Source organism: Paracoccus pacificus, from assembly GCF_042680785.1.
In the GTDB taxonomy this organism is placed as follows: Bacteria; Pseudomonadota; Alphaproteobacteria; order Rhodobacterales; family Rhodobacteraceae; genus Paracoccus; species Paracoccus pacificus.
In genome coordinates, this window is record NZ_JBHUEN010000003.1 from 50,792 (window position 1) to 67,174 (window position 16,383).

Genomic DNA, 16,383 nt, shown 5'->3' on the forward strand with positions numbered 1-16,383 from the left:
ATCGTCCCGAAAATCAGATGACAGATTGATGGCAATATGGTGCAATCACCCGATGGACCGCTTTATCACAGGAGGACCTGATGTCAGTGGCATCGCATGTCGAAGAATTGCGCCGTAAGCACGAAAACCTATCCTCGGCCGTTGAGAGAGAGCAACGGAACCCGAATTGCGACGATTTTCAACTGGCACAGATGAAGCGAGAGAAGCTGCGGCTCAAGGAAGAAATCGGGCGCCTGTCCAGTTAGCGGGTCTTTTGCGAATCGGGGCGGCGGCCGCCCCGGTTTCCGCCGCCGAACAGCCCCGCCGCCAGAATCGCGCCAAGCGTGATCAGCAGCGCCGCAACCAGAAGCTTAGTTGTCGCAGGCGCGATTCCCGCCGTCACCAGAACCAATGTCGACAAAAGCGGCGAGGCATAGGCCAGCGTTCCCAGCAGTTGGATATCGCCGCGTTTGACGCCGATATCCCATGTGAAGAACGCCAGTCCCACCGGCCCCAGACCAAGCGCCAGCGCGCTTAGCCAGCCGGCGGTGGTCAGATTCCACACCGGGGTTTCCACCGTCAGATGCACGCCGGCGGCAAGCACGGCTGTCAGCAGGCAGTAGACCGTGACCGCCTCGGTCGGGACGCTGGTCATGCGCCGGGAACCCAATGAATAGCCGGCCCATGTCACGGCGGCACCCAGCGCCAGAAGGTGCCCGGCGGAGATACCGCCGCCGGCGTTTTCGCGCCCCCCGACGATCAGCGCCGCGCCCGTGAATGCGATGACCGCGCCGGCTACATGCCGCACCCGCAGCTTCTCGCCCGGCAGCAACCCCGATCCCAGTACGATCAGCAATGGCCACAGATAGGCGATCAGGCTCGCCTCGGCGGGCGGGGCCAGCCGCAGGGCCGAGAAATACAGCGCGTGATAGCCGAAAAGCCCCAGCGTGCCAAAGACATAGGCGCCCGGCGGCACGTCCCGTAATGCCGAAAGCTTCGACCGGGCGACGGTCCAGATCAGCCCGACCAGCCCGCCGATTGCAAAACTTAGCGCCGCCAATTGAAACGGCGGCATGGGCGAGGTGCCGACGGTGAACAGCGCCAGAAGCGCCCACAGCAGGACCGCCGAAAAACCGATAAGTGTGGCGCGGTTCATGCCGTTATCCTGCCCGTGAAAATCCTGCCCGAGAAATTCCGCTTGTGACATCCGGACCGCGAGAGTCCCGCCGTTCAAAAAAGGGGCCCGCATCGCTGCGGGCCCTGTCTGTTCAGTGATGGCGAAGATCAGCTGAAATATTGCCCGCCATTGGCCGAAATCGTCGATCCGGTGATGAAGCCCGCATCCTCCGAGGCAAGAAACACCACGCAGCGCGCGATCTCTTCCGGTTCGCCCAGACGGCCAACTGGAATCTGCGGGATGATGCGTTCGTTCAGCACTTTTTCGTCGATGGCGCGGACCATTTCCGTACCGATATAGCCGGGCGCGATGACGTTCACGGTGATTCCGGCGCGCGCGCCTTCCTGCGCCAGCGCCTTGCTGAACCCGATATCACCGGCCTTCGCCGCCGAATAATTCGCCTGACCGGCCTGACCCTTTTGGCCGTTGATCGAGCTGATCGAGATGATTCGCCCGAACTTGCGGTCGCGCATGCCGCCCCAGACCGGATGCGTCATGTTGAAAAGACCGGTCAGATTGGTGTCGATGACCTCTTTCCACTGCGCGGGGGACATCTTGTGGAACATCGCATCACGGGTAATGCCGGCGTTGTTGACCAGAACGGCGACGGGACCCAGATCCGCCTCGACCTGTTTGATCCCGGCGGCGCAGGCGTCGTAGTCGGCGACGGACCATTTATAGGTCTTGATGCCGGTTTCCTTGGTAAAGGCGGCCGCCGCGTCGTCGTTGCCGGCGTAATTCGCCGCAACCGTATAGCCCGCGTCCTTCAAGGCCGTTGAAATGGCCGCCCCTATCCCGCGGGAACCACCGGTGACGATTGCTACCTTGGACATAACTTCCCCCCTCTATGAGCCAGGTTACCTGAGAACCTGTAACCGGCAGCATTGCGCGAGTGGGCCGGGTGCGCAAGATAGTTGCGCACCCGTTGTCAAATCAGTCGCGTTCGATGCACATGGCGACGCCCATGCCGCCGCCGATGCAGAGCGTCGCGAGACCTTTCTTGGCGTCGCGACGCTTCATCTCGAACAGAAGCGTGTTCAGGATGCGCGCGCCCGAGGCGCCGATCGGGTGGCCGATGGCGATCGCGCCGCCGTTGACGTTGACCAGATCGGTGTTCCAGCCCATGTCGTTGTTGACGGCGCAGGCCTGGGCGGCGAAAGCCTCGTTCGCTTCGACCAGATCCAGATCGGCGGCCTTCCAGCCGGCCTTTTCAAGCGCCTTGCGGCTTGCCGAAATCGGGCCAGTGCCCATGATCGCCGGATCAAGGCCGGTGGTGCCATAGCCGGCAATCCGGCCAAACGGGGTCAGCCCGCGTTTTGCGGCCTCTTCCTCGGTCATCAGCAGGACGGCGGCGGCGCCGTCGTTCAGCCCCGAGGCGTTACCGGCGGTGACCGAGCCGTCTTTCTTGAAGGCCGGGCGCAGCTTCTGCATCGCCTCGATGGTCGCGCCGTGGCGGATGTATTCATCCTGATCGACGGTCACGTCGCCTTTGCGGCTTTTGACCACGAAGGGCACGATTTCATCGGCGAAACGGCCGGCTTTCTGGGCGGCTTCGGCCTTGTTCTGGCTGGCGAGCGCGAATTCGTCCTGCATCTCGCGGCTGATCTTCCACTGGTCGGCGACGTTTTCCGCCGTCTGCCCCATGTGATAATTGTTGAAGGCGTCCCACAGGCCATCCTTGATCATGGTGTCGACCATCGCCAGATCGCCCATCTTCTGACCGGCGCGCAGATAGGCCGCATGGGGCGACAGCGACATGCTTTCCTGACCGCCCGCGAGGACGATACGGTCGTCGCCGCACATGATCTGCTGGGCACCCAGCATCACCGAGCGCAGGCCCGAGCCGCAAACCTGATTCAGGCACCATGCCGGCGAGGTGATCGGCAGACCGGCGTGGATATGCGCCTGACGCGCGGGGTTCTGACCCTGACCGGCGGTCAGGACCTGACCCAGAATGGTCTCGTCAACCTCGGCCGGATCAATGCCGGCGCGTTCGACGACGGCCTTCAGAACGGCCGCGCCCAGATCGTGGGCCGGGACATTGGCAAAGGCGCCCAGAAAACTTCCGACCGCTGTGCGGCCTGCGGATACGATAACGATATTGGACATGTAAGCTCCTACCTCCGGCTGAAATGGCCCTGTGGACCCGACGTCACCTTGACAATGCGATATAAGCTGCCGAGGTCAAGCGCGCCATAGCCAGAGAAATTTTCCCCCGATCGCGGTAACGGCGCCCTCAGTCGGCTCCGCGCCCGGCAGATCCGGTTGGCAGATGGAACCCCCGCCCGGGGCAAAGGTGCCTGTCACCTGCCCTTCCGTGACGCGGCATTGCGATGGCGCTTTTCCTGGCGCGGGCCGCGCGCCGTCCAGCAGATCCGCCGTCCGCCGCGTCGGTCACCACGTTGGCCAACGGGTCCGCTGCTGGGTCGGGGCCCATCGCGGAATTTCAGCGTCCGCGGTTCAGCGCCGCCGCCGAGGCCGGCGCTTTCCAAGGCGGAACGATGGTCGGGGCGCCGAAGTAATAGCCTTGCAGGCAGTCGATGCCCAGATTGATCAGATAGGCGGCGTCTTCGGCCGTTTCGACCGATTCGGCGACGGTGAACATGTCGAAATGATGCGCGATGGCCATCAGGGCGCGGGTCAGCACCTGATTGTCCGGGTGTTCCGAGATTTCGCGGATGAACTGACCGTCGATCTTGATCATGTCAAAATTGAAATCGCGCAGATAGCGGAACGAGGTATAGCCGGCGCCGAAGTCGTCCAATGCGAAAGACACGCCGCGTGCCTGCAATTCGGTCATGAAATTGCGGGTCAAGTCGGGCATGTCCATCGCCGAGCTTTCGGTGATTTCCAGCACCAGCCGCTCGGCCAGACGCTCATCGCGGCGAATCCCCTGCCGCAGGGTCGACATCCAGTCCGGGTTGCCGATGGACCGCGCCGACATGTTGATCGACAGCCGCATCGAGGGTTCTTCGGCCAGTGTGCGCAGCCCCAGCCCCAGCGCGAGACAGTCGATTTCCCGGCCCAGATCGGTGGTTTCCGCCTGCGGCATGAAATCGCGCAGCGGCACCATGCGCCCGGTTTCGTCGCTGATCCGGATCAACCCCTCATAAAACGCGGGGCGTTGCGGCCGGTCCGCCTGCACCACGGGCTGATAGGCGAGAAAGGCGTCGCCACGGTCGATCGCGCTGCGCACGGAATCGAGCGTGGTGCGCGATTGACGGTCTATCGCGAAATCCAATGGAGATGACTTTCGGTCATCGGTCGAATCAAAACGGGACATCCCAGCCTCCAGTCACTTTCGCGCAGTCTGGCCATTTTGTCCTAATTCCGGGTAAACCGGATGAAGTTTTGCAACTTCCGGTTAACGTCAGATGAACGAACGCTGTTCCTGGTGCGGGACCGACCCGCTTTATGTCGCCTATCACGACACCGAATGGGGCGTGCCCGAACGCGACGGCCGCGCGCTGTGGGAAAAGCTTGTCCTAGACGGGTTTCAGGCTGGGCTGAGCTGGATCACCATCCTGCGCAAGCGGGACGCCTTCTGGCAGGAATTCGACGGGTTTGACCCCAACATGATCGCCGAATGGGGCCCCGATCGGGTCGAGCGTGCCCTTGCGAACCCCGGGATCATCCGCCATCGCGGCAAGATCGAAGCAACCGTTTCGAATGCGAAAATATGGCAGGAGATCGAGGCGGAACAGGGGTTTGCCGACTATCTGTGGTCGTTCGTCGGCGGCCAGCCGATCCAGAACGGCCTGCGCGCCGACCAGCCCTATCCGGTCGACAGCCCCGAATCCATCGCCATGTCAAAGGCACTGAAAAAGCGCGGCTTCAGGTTCTGTGGCCCGGTGATCGTTTATGCGTTCATGCAGGCCACGGGCATGGTGAACGATCATCTCGTCACCTGCCCGCAGCACGGCAGGGTCAGGGCGCTATCGCCTGCTGGATAATGGCGCGTGCCTCGGGCGTGTCCCATTCGGCGCCGCCGATCAGCCGCGCGATCTCGCGCCCCTCGCGGTCCAGAAGAATCGTGACCGGCAGCGACAGAACCCCCATATCGCGCGACAGTTTCTGCCGGGGATCGGTCAGGATCGGCAGGTCGGTGACGCCGGTTTCGCCAAAGAATTTCCGGATGGCGGGCAGCGGGTTGCGGCCGGACGCGATCGGCACGACCTCGAAATCATCGCCGCCCATTTCGGCCTGAAGCTTCTGGATCGAGGGCATTTCCTCGCGGCAGGGGGCGCACCATGTCGCCCAGAAGTTCAGCAGCACGACCTTGCCCTTGTAATCGGCCAGCGTCTTTTCGGCCCCCGATTCGTCGAAAAACGCCGTGGTCGAGGCCGCGACCGGCGGATCGACCGGTTCCAGCTTTGCCATGTCGCCGGCGCGCGGCGCCGTCCAGTCGATGGGCGCGGCGAGCGTCGCATTTGCACCGATAACCAGCGCCGTATAAAGGAAAAGCGAACGCAGCATGTGACCCCCGAGGAATGCGAATGACCGACCGGCCCAAGACCCCCGACAGCGTGCCCCAGACCGCCAATGCGATGTGGGGCGGGCGCTTTGCCGCCGGGCCGGATGCGATCATGACGGCGATCAACGCCTCGATCGGTTTCGACCGGCGGCTCTACGCCCAGGACATCCGGGGCAGCCGGGCCCATGCCGCCATGCTGGCGGCACAAGGCATCATCAGCACTAACGATGCAGAGGCGATCCGTGAAGGTCTGCTCACCGTATTGTCAGAGATCGAGGCCGGGAATTTCCCGTTCAGCGAGGCGCTGGAAGATATTCACATGAATGTGGAATCGCGGCTGAAGGATCTGATCGGCGCGCCGGCCGGCCGTCTGCATACCGCGCGGTCGCGCAACGATCAGGTGGCGACCGACTTCCGGCTTTGGGTGCGGGATCAGTGCGACGCGGCGATCACCGGTCTGCAGGCGCTGATCACGGCGGCGCTGGCCCAGGGCGAGCGCGGCGCGGATTGGGTGATGCCGGGCTTTACCCATCTTCAGACCGCCCAGCCGGTGACATGGGGCCATCACATGATGGCCTATGTCGAAATGTTCGGCCGCGATCTGTCGCGTTTTCAGGATGCGCGGGCGCGGATGAACGAATCACCCCTTGGCGCCGCCGCGCTGGCCGGAACCGGCTTTGCCATCGACCGACACGCGACCGCGCAGGCGCTGGGCTTCGACCGGCCCATGGCCAACAGCCTCGACGCGGTCAGCGACCGGGATTTCGCGCTGGAATTCCTGTCGGCAAGCGCCATTTGCGCGATGCACCTGTCGCGTTTGGCCGAAGAGCTGGTGATCTGGTCCTCGGCTCAGTTCCGCTTTGTTACCATGTCGGACAAATGGTCCACCGGCTCCAGCATCATGCCGCAAAAGCGCAACCCCGACGCGGCCGAGCTGTTGCGGGCCAAAATCGGTCGCATCCTTGGCGCGACGGTGGCGCTGTTCACGGTGATGAAGGGGCTGCCGCTGGCCTATTCCAAGGACATGCAGGAAGACAAGGAACAGGTGTTTGACGCCGCCGATACGCTGATGCTGGCCTTGGCCGCGATGACCGGGATGCTGTCCGATCTGACCGCCAACCGCGAAAAGCTGGAGGCCGCGGCGGGGGCCGGGTTCTCGACCGCGACCGATCTGGCCGACTGGCTGGTGCGCGAGGCCGGGCTGCCTTTCCGCGAGGCGCATCACGTCACCGGCGCACTGGTCGCGCTGGCCGAGAAAAAGGGCTGCGATCTGCCCGATCTGACCCTGACCGAGATGCAGACCGGCCACCCGGCCATCGACCAGTCGGTCTATTCGGTTCTGGGGGTACACAATTCCGTCGCCTCGCGGCAAAGCTACGGCGGAACCGCACCCGATCAGGTGCGTGCACAGATCGCCGGATGGCGGGAAAGGACCGCGAAATGGCACGAAAAGGGCTAGTTCTGGCGGCGATGCTGGGTCTTTCGATACTCGCCGGATGCGGCGTCGATGGCGCGCCCTTGCGCCCGGCGCCGCCGCCCGGTGTCGCCGCCCCGGGTGCCACCGTCTCGGGCGAGGCGCAGATCGGCGTGACGGGAAGGCTTTGACGCAGCTGACGCCCCTGCGCCTGGTCTGGCTGGCCGCCGCGGTCGTCGGGGCCGCGCTGCATCTGATTTATGCCGAGGGCTTTGGACCGGACGGGATCGTCGCGGCGGCCGTGCTGGCGGTCTGGGTGCTGGTGGAAACCTCGGTGCGGCGCAACTGGCTGGCGCTGATCGTGCTGCCTGCCACGGCTTTTCTGGGCGTCGGCTGCGGCCTGCCGCTGTATCTGTTTTTGCGCGCGCGCAAGGTGATGTGATGGATCATTTCAACTATCGCGACGGCCGGCTTTTCGCCGAGGACGTCGATCTGACCCGGATCGCGGAAGCGGTGGGTACGCCGGTCTATGTCTACTCGGCCGCCACGTTGACCCGCCATTTCGGGCAGTTCCAGAAGGCGCTGGACTGGGCCGATCATCTGATCTGCTATGCGGTCAAGGCGAATTCCAATCTGGCCGTGCTGAAGCTGATGGGCGATCTCGGCGCCGGCATGGATGTGGTATCGGGTGGCGAATACGCGCGCGCCCGTGCCGCCGGCGTGCCCGGCGACCGCATCGTCTTTTCCGGTGTCGGCAAGACCGCCGACGAGATGGCGCAGGCGATCGCGGGTGGCATCCGGCAGTTCAACATCGAATCAGAGCCCGAGATGGAAATTCTGTCGGCGCTTGCCGCCGGCATGGGGGCTACGGTCCCGATCGCGGTGCGCGTGAACCCCGACGTGGACGCCAAGACCCACGAAAAGATCGCCACCGGCAAATCGGAAAACAAATTCGGCATTCCCATCGCCCGCGCGCGCGAGGTTTATGCCCGCGCCGCGACCCTGCCGGGACTGAGCGTCGTCGGCGTCGACGTGCATATCGGCAGTCAGTTGACCGATCTCGACCCCTATCGTCAGGCCTATGCGAAAGTCGCCGACCTGACCCGCGCGTTGCGCAGCGATGGCCACAGCATCACCCGTCTGGATCTGGGCGGCGGCCTTGGCATCCCCTATCGCCGCGACAACAGCGCCCCGCCGCTTCCGCTGGAATACGGGCAGGTCATCCGCGAGACGGTGGGCGATCTGGGCTGCCAGATCGAAATCGAGCCCGGCCGCAACATCGTCGGCAATGCCGGCGTGCTGCTGTCACAGGTGATCTATGTCAAACACGGCGAGGGCCGCGATTTCCTGATCCTCGACGCGGCGATGAACGACCTGCTGCGCCCGGCCATGTACGGCGCCCATCACGACATCGTGCCGCTGCGCGAATCGGTGCCGGGGGCCGAGGTGCACGCCTATGACGTGGTCGGCCCGGTCTGTGAAACCGGCGACACCTTCAGCAAGGGCGTGGAACTGCCCGAAATGCAGGCAGGCGATCTGGTGGCATTCCGCTCGGCCGGGGCATATGGGGCGGTCATGGCCTCGGAATACAACACCCGCCCGCTGGTGCCCGAGGTTCTGGTGCGCGGGGATCAATTCGCCGTCATTCGGGCGCGACCAACGATTGACCAGATTCTGTCGCGCGATACCATTCCGGAATGGCTTTGACCCGACCCATCTGGCGGCGACACGAACCCGAGGACGCGGCACCCGGCCCGATCGGGCCGGATGACGGCGATTTCGCCGATGATATTGCCGGTGATGTTGATAGCGATTTCGAGGTCGATCCCCTGCAGGCCCGCCGCGCCACTGGGCTGACCCGGCTTGGCATGTGGTGGGAACGCGGCGCACGGGCCTTTCTGCCGCTGTTCATCGTGATCGTCGCCATTCTGGCGCTGCTGGCCTTTGGCGGCGTCAGCGCCGCCCCGGCCGTGCTGATGCCGTGGCTTCTGGCGGCGTTCGTGGCGGTGCCGGCGCTGGCGCTCGCCTGGGGCGTTCACCGGTTCCGCGCCCCCAGCCGCGCGGCGGCGCGGGCGCGCGTCGATGCGGCGCTGCCCGGGCGGCCGCTTTCGGCCATCAACGACGCGATCGCCGTCGGTGCCGGAGACGCCGGCAGCGCCGCGTTGTGGCGCGCCCATATCGCCCAGATGCAGGCCGCCGCGGCGGCCGCCCGCGCCATCCCGCCCGATGCCGATCTTGCCCGGCGCGACCCCTATGCGCTGCGGCTGGCGGCGGTCGTCGCGCTGGTCATGGCGCTGATCTTCGGGGCTTCGGCGCAGATGGGGCAGGGGGTTTCCGCGCTCGCCGGCACATTGCGGCCGACCGCGCGGCCGCCGACGCCGATCCCGACCGGCCCGGTCTGGGAAGGCTGGGCCGAGCCGCCGGCCTATACCCGCCGCCCGACCATCTATCTGAACACCCAGCCCGACGATCAGCCGCTGACCCTGCCAAAGGGCAGCACGATCAGTCTGCGGCTTTATGCGCCCTCGGTCGAGGTCAGCCAGTCGATCGGCACCGCGACGCCCGCACCCGATCCCGCCGCGCCCGGCTTCACCGCCGAGCAGTCGGGAAATCTGACCGTCGCCGGGCGCAGCTTTGACATCATCGTCACCCCCGATGACGCGCCGGTAGTGACCTTGGGTCAGGCGCCGACCCGCCGGCCCGATGGCCGTCTGGTGCAGCCGTTCTCGGTCACCGATGATAACGGCGTCATGTCGGGCGAGGCGCGGATCACGCTGGACCTGCCGGCGGTCGATCGCCGCTATGGGCTTGCCACCGACCCCGAACCAAGGCCCGAGGTGGTTCTGAAACTGCCGATCCCCGGTGGCGCCGGACGGCGCGAGGTTCAGGCCACGCTTGCCGCCGACCTGTCCCAGCACGCATGGGCCAACCTGCCGGTCAAGATATCGCTGACCGCCAAGGACGGGCTGGATCAGGCGGGGACCACCACGCCGATGCAGATGGACCTTCCCGGGCGGCGGTTCTTTGATCCGATGGCCGCCGCGGTGATCGAAATGCGCCGCGACCTGTTGTGGTCCCGACAGAACGCCGCCCGCGATGCGCAGGTGCTGCGGGCGATGCTGTGGCAGACCGACACGGACCTTGATCCGCAGGTCGGCACCGCGCTGCAGGGCGTGATAGGCCGGCTGGAATCCGGCGCGCTGGACGAGAAATCGCGCGATGATCTGGCCCGCATCCTGTGGGATCAGGCCGTCAAGCTGGAGGATGGCGGCCTTGCCGATGCGCTGGACCGGATGCAGCGGGCGCAGGAAAAGCTGTCCGAGGCGATCCGCAACGGCGCCAGCCCCGAGGAAATCCAGCGCCTCATGGACGAGCTGAAATCCGCGACCGACGCCTATACCGACATGCTGGCGCAACAGGGCCAGCAGGACCCTTCGGAACGCTTCACCCGCAACCAGCCGACCCAGACGATCACCGGCGACCAGATCCAGCAGATGATGGACGAGATCCAGCGCCTGATGAACGAGGGCCGCATGGCCGAGGCGCAGGAATTGCTGGACCAGTTCAACCGCATGATGCAGAACCTGCGCGTCACGCAGGTCCCCGGTGGTCAGGGCGGCAAGCAGGGCGGCACGATGGGCGAACTGGCCGATACCCTGCGCCAGCAGCAGCAGCTTTCCGACGAGGCGCTGAAACAGCTTCAGGATAGCTACGGCCAGTGGGGCCAGCAGCAGGGCCAGCCCTCGGGTGAAGGGCAGGATGGCCAGCCGCAGGACGGTCAGGGCCAGCAGGGCGACGGCCAGACCCCGGGCGCGGGTCAGCAGCAGGGGCAAGGCACCGAGGGTCAGGGCCAGAGTCAGGGGCAGAGTCAGGGCCAAGGGCAGGGCCAAAGTCAAAGCCAGGGCCCCGGCCAAGGTCAGGCACAGGGCAGCCTTGCCGATCGTCAGCGGCAGTTGCGCGAAAGACTGGGCCAGCAGCGCGGGTTGTTGCCCGGTGGCGGCACGCCGGGCGGCGATGCGGCCCGCGATTTCCTCGACCGCGCCGGCCGCGCCATGGAAGAGGCCGAAGAGGCTTTGCGCCAGAACGATCAGGGCATGGCGATGGACCGGCAGGCCGACGCGATCGAGGCGCTGCGCGAAGGCATGCGGGCGCTGGGCGATCAGCAGGCCGGCCGGGACCAGCAGCAGGATCAGCAACAAAGCGGCCAGCAGGGTCAGGACGGCCAAGGCGGCGCTCAGGAAAGCGACCGGGGCCGGCGGGCGCTGGACCGGCCCGACCGCTCACGCGATCCGCTGGGGCGTGACTCGACGGGGAACGGCAATCAGATCACCTCGGGCGATCCCTTGGGTCAGGCGCCGGACTTCGCCGCCCGGTCCCGCGACTTGTTGGACGAGATCCGGCGCCGGTCCGGACAGCAGTCCCGCCCAGAGGATGAGCGCAACTATCTGCGCCGCCTGCTGGATCGGTTCTAGCCTGATCGGCCCGGCGGGTGCTGGACCGGCCCGACCGCTCACGCGATCCGCTGGGGCGCGATTCGACGGGGAACGGCAATCAGATCACCTCGGGCGATCCCTTGGGGCAGGCGCCGGACTTCGCCGCCCGGTCCCGCGACCTGCTGGATGAGATACGACGCCGGTCCGGACAGCAGTCCCGCCCCGAGGATGAACGCAACTATCTGCGCCGCCTGCTGGATCGGTTCTAGCCCGATTGGGGCCGGCGGGCGCTGGACCGGCCCGACCGCTCACGCGATCCGCTGGGGCGCGATTCGACGGGGAACGGCAATCAGATCACCTCGGGCGATCCCTTGGGGCAGGCGCATAACACTGCCCGCCGCTCTACGCATGTGGACATGGCGATCGGAACGCCTCAGACGATTAGCCACCCAACCGCCGCACGCGCCGTCATCTCCACAACCCGGTCGGGTGATAAATCGACAAGCGCAGGCGAGGCGCGTTTCCGGCTCTGACGGCCCGGCAACTGCGGCATCTTGGGCGATTGACGATGGTTTGGCGCGCGGGTGTCCCCGGGGCGCGGCTCAGCCGAATTTCAATGCGGCGATGCCACAGACGATCAGCGCGATGCCGGCGATTCGCAGCGGCGTGATCGCTTCCCCGAACCAGATGATGCCCAGAAACGCCACGCCAAGCGCGCCGATGCCGGTCCAGACCGCATAAGCGGTTCCGACCGGCAGCGATTTCATCGCCACCGCCAGCAACCAGAAGCTGGCAAACGCCCCGACCGCGGTGACGATGGTCGGTCCAAGCCGCGAAAAACCGGCGGATTGCTTCAGCGCGATGGCCCAGACCACCTCAAGCAGTCCGGCCAGCGCCAGAATACTCCAGGCACCCATCAGCTCAGACCTTTCGAGCCCATGTTCAGGAATTTCTCGCGCCGGTCCCGGATCAGCTCGGTGCGTTTCTTGCCGCTCAGCCCCTTCAGCAGCGAGGCGATTTCGTCACCGACGGACTCTATCGTCTTCTGGCGGTTGCGCTGCGCGCCGCCCGCGGGTTCAGGAATGATGCGGTCGATCACGCCCAGTTTCATCAGATCCTGCGCGGTCAGGCGCAGCGCCGACGCCGCCTCGCGCATTTTTTCGGCGTCCTTCCACAGGATCGAGGCGCAACCTTCGGGCGAGATCACCGAATAGATCGAATGTTCCAGCATGACGATGCGATTGGCGGTGGCAAACGCGACTGCGCCGCCCGATCCGCCCTCGCCGATGATGACCGAGATCAGCGGAACGCCGACCTGAAGGCATTTTTCGGTCGAACGGGCGATGGCCTCGCTTTGGCCACGCTCTTCGGCGCCCTTGCCCGGATAGGCGCCGGGCGTATCGACAAGGGTGATCACCGGCAGGCCAAAGCGGTCGGCCATGTCCATCAGCCGGATCGCCTTGCGATAACCCTCGGGGCGGGCCATGCCGAAATTATGCAGGATGCGGGTCTTGGTATCGTCGCCCTTTTCATGGCCGATCACCACCACCGGCTGATCGCGAAAACGGGCCAGACCGCCCATGACGGCGTGATCGTCGCCAAAGGCACGGTCGCCGGCCAGCGGGGTGTATTCGGTGAAAAGCGCGTCGATATAGTCGCGGCAATGCGGCCGTTCGGGATGGCGCGCGACCTGCGTCTTTTGCCACGGGTCGAGGTTGCGATAAAGTTCGTTCAGCATGTCGCCGGCCTTTCGGTCCAGCGCCTTCGCCTCTTTCTCGACATCCATCCCGTCGTTCTGGCGGCCCATCGCGCGCAGTTCGTCCGCTTTCGCCTCGATATCGGCCAGCGGCTTTTCAAACTCGAGATAGGTCATCAGATACTCCGGTCCGGGCTTCGCTGACCATATGAGCCGGGATGCAGGGAATTGCAACTTTCAGCCCGCCCGAATTTCCGAAACCGGGGCGCGACCCAAGCCATCCCGGTTCTTGCGTGGCCGTCATTCGCGGGCGAACCGGGGTAGAGCAAACTGGGGCATCTGAATGAACCGGCCCCGCGCGCTTTCCGCACGCGGGGCCGGCCCCCTCCCTCGATCGGCGGCGGATGCCTCCCCGCATCGGGCCGCCCGAGTATGCCATCTGATCAGACCGTGATCACATAAGCCTGATACGCGATCACTTTTGGCTGATTTCCGGGCGCCGAGTCAACCATGAAGCAGCCGTTCCGCCCGGCGTATCGCCATAATACGCCGGCGAATTGCACGACAGGCCGCTTGACCTGCCGCGCGATTGATCCGATCACCGCGAGGCTTGAGCAAAAAACGGGGGCCACAATGGCGCGGACGGTTTACGTCAACGGGGAATATCTGCCCGAGGATGAGGCGAAGGTCTCGATATTTGATCGCGGATTTCTGATGGCCGATGGCGTCTATGAGGTGACCAGCGTGCTGGACGGCAAGCTGATCGACTTTGGCGGCCATCTGGCGCGGCTGAACCGGTCCTTGACCGCGCTTGGCATGCCGGACCCGCTGTCCGAAGCCGAATGGCTTGATGTGCATCGCCAGCTGGTCGACAAAAATGGGATCACCGACGGCATGGTCTATCTGCAGGTGACCCGTGGCAACCCCGGCGACCGCGATTTCGTCTATCCGCCGGCCGACACCCCGCAGACCGTGGTCCTGTTCACCCAGTCAAAGCCCGGCATGGCCGACATCCCGCAGGCGCGGACCGGCCTTAAGGTGGTGACGATCGACGACATCCGCTGGGGGCGCCGCGACATCAAGACGGTTCAATTGCTCTATCCCTCGATGGCCAAGATGGAGGCCAAGGCGCGGGGTGCCGATGATGCGTGGCTGGTCCAGGACGGCAAGGTGACCGAGGGCACCAGCAACAACGCCTATATCGTCAAGGACGGCAAAATCATCACCCGCGATCTGTCCCATGACATCCTGCACGGCATCACCCGCGCCGCCGTGCTGCGTTTCGCGCGCGAGGCGCAGATGCAGGTCGAGGAGCGCAGCTTCACCCCCGACGAGGCGCGCGAGGCCGATGAGGCGTTTGTCACCTCGGCCTCGACCTTCGTGATGCCGGTGGTGGAAATCGACGGCGTGCCGCTTGGCGATGGTCGCCCGGGTCGCGTCGCCGCGCGTCTGCGCGAGGTTTATCTGGACGAAATGCGCAAGGCCGCCGTTTGAGTCTGGGCCGGTTTCTGGCCCGCGTGGTCGTTGCGTCAGTGGCGGCCACGGCGCTGGCGGATTATGTGCTGCCGCGCGTTATCCCAAGGCCGGGGCGTCTGGTCAGGGTCGGCGGCCGGAACATTCACGTGCTGACCCGGGGCGATGGACCGCCGGTGCTTCTGATCCACGGCCTTGGCGGCCAGCTTGGCAATTTCTACGCGCTGATCGACGAACTGGTGGCGCCCGGGTTTCGCGTCATCGCCTATGACCGCGCGGCCGCGGGTGATTCCGACCCCGCCCCGCCCGAGCAGGCGCATGTCGATGCGCAAGCGATATTGGCCGCCGCGGTTCTGCGGAGCACTACGGACCGGCCGGCGCTGGTTATCGGGCATTCGCTGGGCGGCGCGGTCGCGCTGCGGCTGGCGCTGGACCGACCGGATCTGGTCGGCGGCGTGATGACCGTCGGCGGACTGGTTCAGCCAGAGCCGCCGGGACGTATCGGCCCGCTTTCGCGGCTGCTGGCCCGTTCGGCCGTCGCCCGCCAGGTCGCCTTGCGCGGTTTTGGCCTGCCCGGAGGCGCGATTGCGGCGCCGGCGGTGCTTGCCGCCTCATTCGGACCCGAGCCTATGCCGCTGGCGTTCCTGTGGCGGGGTCTTGGCGCGAAATCCGGAACCACCAAGGCATTGGCGGGTATCGCCCGCGATCTGGTGATCGTGCTGGACGACATGCCCGGACTGGCCGGCGATCTTCCCGCGCTGACGGTTCCGCTGACATTGATGCACGGGTCCGAGGATCGCATATTGGACCCCCGGGATCAGGCGGTCGCGCTTGCGGCGCGGATGCCCCGGGCGCGTCTGCACCTCGTACCGGGTGGCGGGCACATGCTGCCGGTGACGCGCCCCGCGCTGATCACCGGGGCGATCCGGGATCTGGCCTCGGCCGGGGCCGGCTAAAGCCCGGTATCGGCAAGCAGACGCGACAGGATCGGCGCCAGATTGGCGGCCCATTCACGCTGACCCTGCGGGGTGCCGATCAGATCATTGCGCAACTCGATCAGCACATTCGGGCGGCCGTATCGCAGCGCATGTCGGTCGATCGAGTCGCCGTCCAGATGACCCGCATAGGGCTCGTTCTCGCCCGTCACCCAACCGGCATCCCGGCACGCCCTGATCAGCGGATGCGCCAGCCGCTCGTCCAGATGCGAGAACAGCACGCCGACCTGCCACGGGCGCGGCGGACGGCCCCGCAATTGCGGGGTAAAGCTGTGGATGGCGCAGATCGCCCGGTCGGGCCGCGCGGCCGCCAGACGGGCGTAACCGGCGTGATAGGGGCGATACAGGCGGTCCAGCCGTTCCCCGATCTTCTGATCGGTCACGTCGCGGTTTGCCGGCACGATGGTGCCGTCATACAGCCGCATGACCAGTGTCGGATCATCCTCACCCCGGTTCGGGTCGATCACCAGCCGCGAGAAATCCGACAGGATCGCCGGTGCCTCCATCAGCCGCGCCAGTTCGCGCGTGACGCCCGCCGCGCCGACGTCATAGGCGATGTGGCGGGCCATATCCTCGGCCGGCAGGCCAAGACTGCCCCCGCCGATCCACTCGGGCACCCGGTTCGACGCATGGTCGCAGGTGATCAGCCAGCGGGACGGACGATCTTCGCCCTCGATCGAAAAAAAACCTTCTGTCATCCTACCGCCATGCATTTTCCTGCAAGGTGTAAACCGGCAAAACG

Annotated in this window: 18 protein-coding genes; 10 read left to right on the forward strand and 8 right to left on the reverse strand. The window is 65.6% G+C overall.

The window, feature by feature from the left end:
- Positions 1–80: 80 nt before the first annotated feature.
- A complete protein-coding gene (locus ACFSCT_RS00360; protein WP_379139305.1) occupies positions 81–245 on the forward strand; it encodes a YdcH family protein in 165 nt (54 codons plus the stop codon).
- Here ACFSCT_RS00360 and yddG read toward each other — a convergent pair.
- The 4 genes from yddG to ACFSCT_RS00380 form a co-directional block, all read right to left on the reverse strand.
- Positions 242–1,135: an aromatic amino acid exporter YddG gene (gene yddG / locus ACFSCT_RS00365; RefSeq protein ID WP_379139306.1), complete on the reverse strand. Its 894-nt coding sequence runs from the start codon at positions 1,133–1,135 to the stop codon at positions 242–244. The genes ACFSCT_RS00360 and yddG overlap by 4 nt on opposite strands.
- Before the next feature lie 128 nt (positions 1,136–1,263).
- Positions 1,264–1,989 carry an acetoacetyl-CoA reductase gene (gene phbB / locus ACFSCT_RS00370; RefSeq protein ID WP_379139307.1) on the reverse strand — a complete coding sequence of 242 codons (726 nt, stop codon included), beginning with the start codon at positions 1,987–1,989 and terminating at the stop codon, positions 1,264–1,266.
- 100 nt (positions 1,990–2,089) lie between these two features.
- Positions 2,090–3,265, reverse strand: a complete 1,176-nt coding sequence (locus ACFSCT_RS00375; RefSeq protein ID WP_379139308.1) for an acetyl-CoA C-acetyltransferase — start codon at positions 3,263–3,265, stop codon at positions 2,090–2,092.
- A gap of 337 nt (positions 3,266–3,602) precedes the next feature.
- Positions 3,603–4,439: an EAL domain-containing protein gene (locus ACFSCT_RS00380; RefSeq protein WP_379139309.1), complete on the reverse strand. Its 837-nt coding sequence runs from the start codon at positions 4,437–4,439 to the stop codon at positions 3,603–3,605.
- 91 nt (positions 4,440–4,530) lie between these two features.
- Here ACFSCT_RS00380 and ACFSCT_RS00385 point away from each other — a divergent pair, with 91 nt between their 5' ends.
- Positions 4,531–5,109, forward strand: coding sequence for a DNA-3-methyladenine glycosylase I (locus ACFSCT_RS00385; protein WP_379139310.1), 579 nt, complete (start codon positions 4,531–4,533; stop codon positions 5,107–5,109).
- Here ACFSCT_RS00385 and ACFSCT_RS00390 read toward each other — a convergent pair.
- The gene (locus ACFSCT_RS00390; RefSeq protein WP_379139311.1) at positions 5,084–5,632 is read right to left on the reverse strand and encodes a TlpA family protein disulfide reductase; all 549 of its coding nucleotides are present in this window, start codon (positions 5,630–5,632) and stop codon (positions 5,084–5,086) included. The genes ACFSCT_RS00385 and ACFSCT_RS00390 overlap by 26 nt on opposite strands.
- Positions 5,633–5,652: 20 nt before the next feature.
- Here ACFSCT_RS00390 and argH point away from each other — a divergent pair, with 20 nt between their 5' ends.
- The 6 genes from argH to ACFSCT_RS00420 are packed head-to-tail and all read left to right on the forward strand — an operon-like array spanning position 5,653 to position 11,746.
- Positions 5,653–7,089, forward strand: coding sequence for an argininosuccinate lyase (argH, locus tag ACFSCT_RS00395; protein ID WP_379139312.1), 1,437 nt, complete (start codon positions 5,653–5,655; stop codon positions 7,087–7,089).
- Entirely contained in the window at positions 7,071–7,235 is a 165-nt protein-coding gene (locus tag ACFSCT_RS00400; protein WP_379139313.1) for a hypothetical protein, read from the forward strand. Before argH ends, ACFSCT_RS00400 begins: the two co-directional genes overlap by 19 nt.
- Positions 7,236–7,240: 5 nt before the next feature.
- Positions 7,241–7,486: a DUF2834 domain-containing protein gene (locus ACFSCT_RS00405; RefSeq protein ID WP_379139470.1), complete on the forward strand. Its 246-nt coding sequence runs from the start codon at positions 7,241–7,243 to the stop codon at positions 7,484–7,486.
- Positions 7,486–8,751, forward strand: a complete 1,266-nt coding sequence (lysA, locus tag ACFSCT_RS00410; RefSeq protein WP_379139314.1) for a diaminopimelate decarboxylase — start codon at positions 7,486–7,488, stop codon at positions 8,749–8,751. The genes ACFSCT_RS00405 and lysA overlap by 1 nt, the downstream gene beginning before the upstream one ends.
- Positions 8,748–11,516 (forward strand): DUF4175 domain-containing protein, encoded by a 2,769-nt coding sequence (locus ACFSCT_RS00415; protein ID WP_379139315.1) that lies wholly within the window; start codon positions 8,748–8,750, stop codon positions 11,514–11,516. Before lysA ends, ACFSCT_RS00415 begins: the two co-directional genes overlap by 4 nt.
- 17 nt (positions 11,517–11,533) lie before the next feature.
- Positions 11,534–11,746 (forward strand): DUF4175 family protein, encoded by a 213-nt coding sequence (locus ACFSCT_RS00420; RefSeq protein WP_379139316.1) that lies wholly within the window; start codon positions 11,534–11,536, stop codon positions 11,744–11,746.
- Between the two features lie 333 nt (positions 11,747–12,079).
- On the opposite strand, the gene ACFSCT_RS00425 is transcribed toward ACFSCT_RS00420, so the two are convergent.
- Positions 12,080–12,394, reverse strand: coding sequence for a DMT family transporter (locus ACFSCT_RS00425; RefSeq protein WP_379139317.1), 315 nt, complete (start codon positions 12,392–12,394; stop codon positions 12,080–12,082).
- Positions 12,394–13,350: an acetyl-CoA carboxylase carboxyltransferase subunit alpha gene (locus tag ACFSCT_RS00430; RefSeq protein WP_379139318.1), complete on the reverse strand. Its 957-nt coding sequence runs from the start codon at positions 13,348–13,350 to the stop codon at positions 12,394–12,396. Before ACFSCT_RS00430 ends, ACFSCT_RS00425 begins: the two co-directional genes overlap by 1 nt.
- A gap of 456 nt (positions 13,351–13,806) precedes the next feature.
- Here ACFSCT_RS00430 and ACFSCT_RS00435 point away from each other — a divergent pair, with 456 nt between their 5' ends.
- Together ACFSCT_RS00435 and ACFSCT_RS00440 are read left to right on the forward strand one after the other, a co-directional pair.
- Positions 13,807–14,667, forward strand: a complete 861-nt coding sequence (locus ACFSCT_RS00435) for a D-amino-acid transaminase (RefSeq protein ID WP_379139319.1) — start codon at positions 13,807–13,809, stop codon at positions 14,665–14,667.
- A complete protein-coding gene (locus tag ACFSCT_RS00440; protein ID WP_379139320.1) occupies positions 14,664–15,602 on the forward strand; it encodes an alpha/beta fold hydrolase in 939 nt (312 codons plus the stop codon). The genes ACFSCT_RS00435 and ACFSCT_RS00440 overlap by 4 nt, the downstream gene beginning before the upstream one ends.
- On the opposite strand, the gene ACFSCT_RS00445 is transcribed toward ACFSCT_RS00440, so the two are convergent.
- Positions 15,599–16,339 carry an N-formylglutamate amidohydrolase gene (locus ACFSCT_RS00445; RefSeq protein ID WP_379139321.1) on the reverse strand — a complete coding sequence of 247 codons (741 nt, stop codon included), beginning with the start codon at positions 16,337–16,339 and terminating at the stop codon, positions 15,599–15,601. The two genes, ACFSCT_RS00440 and ACFSCT_RS00445, sit on opposite strands and share 4 nt — an antisense overlap.
- Positions 16,340–16,383: the final 44 nt, after the last annotated feature.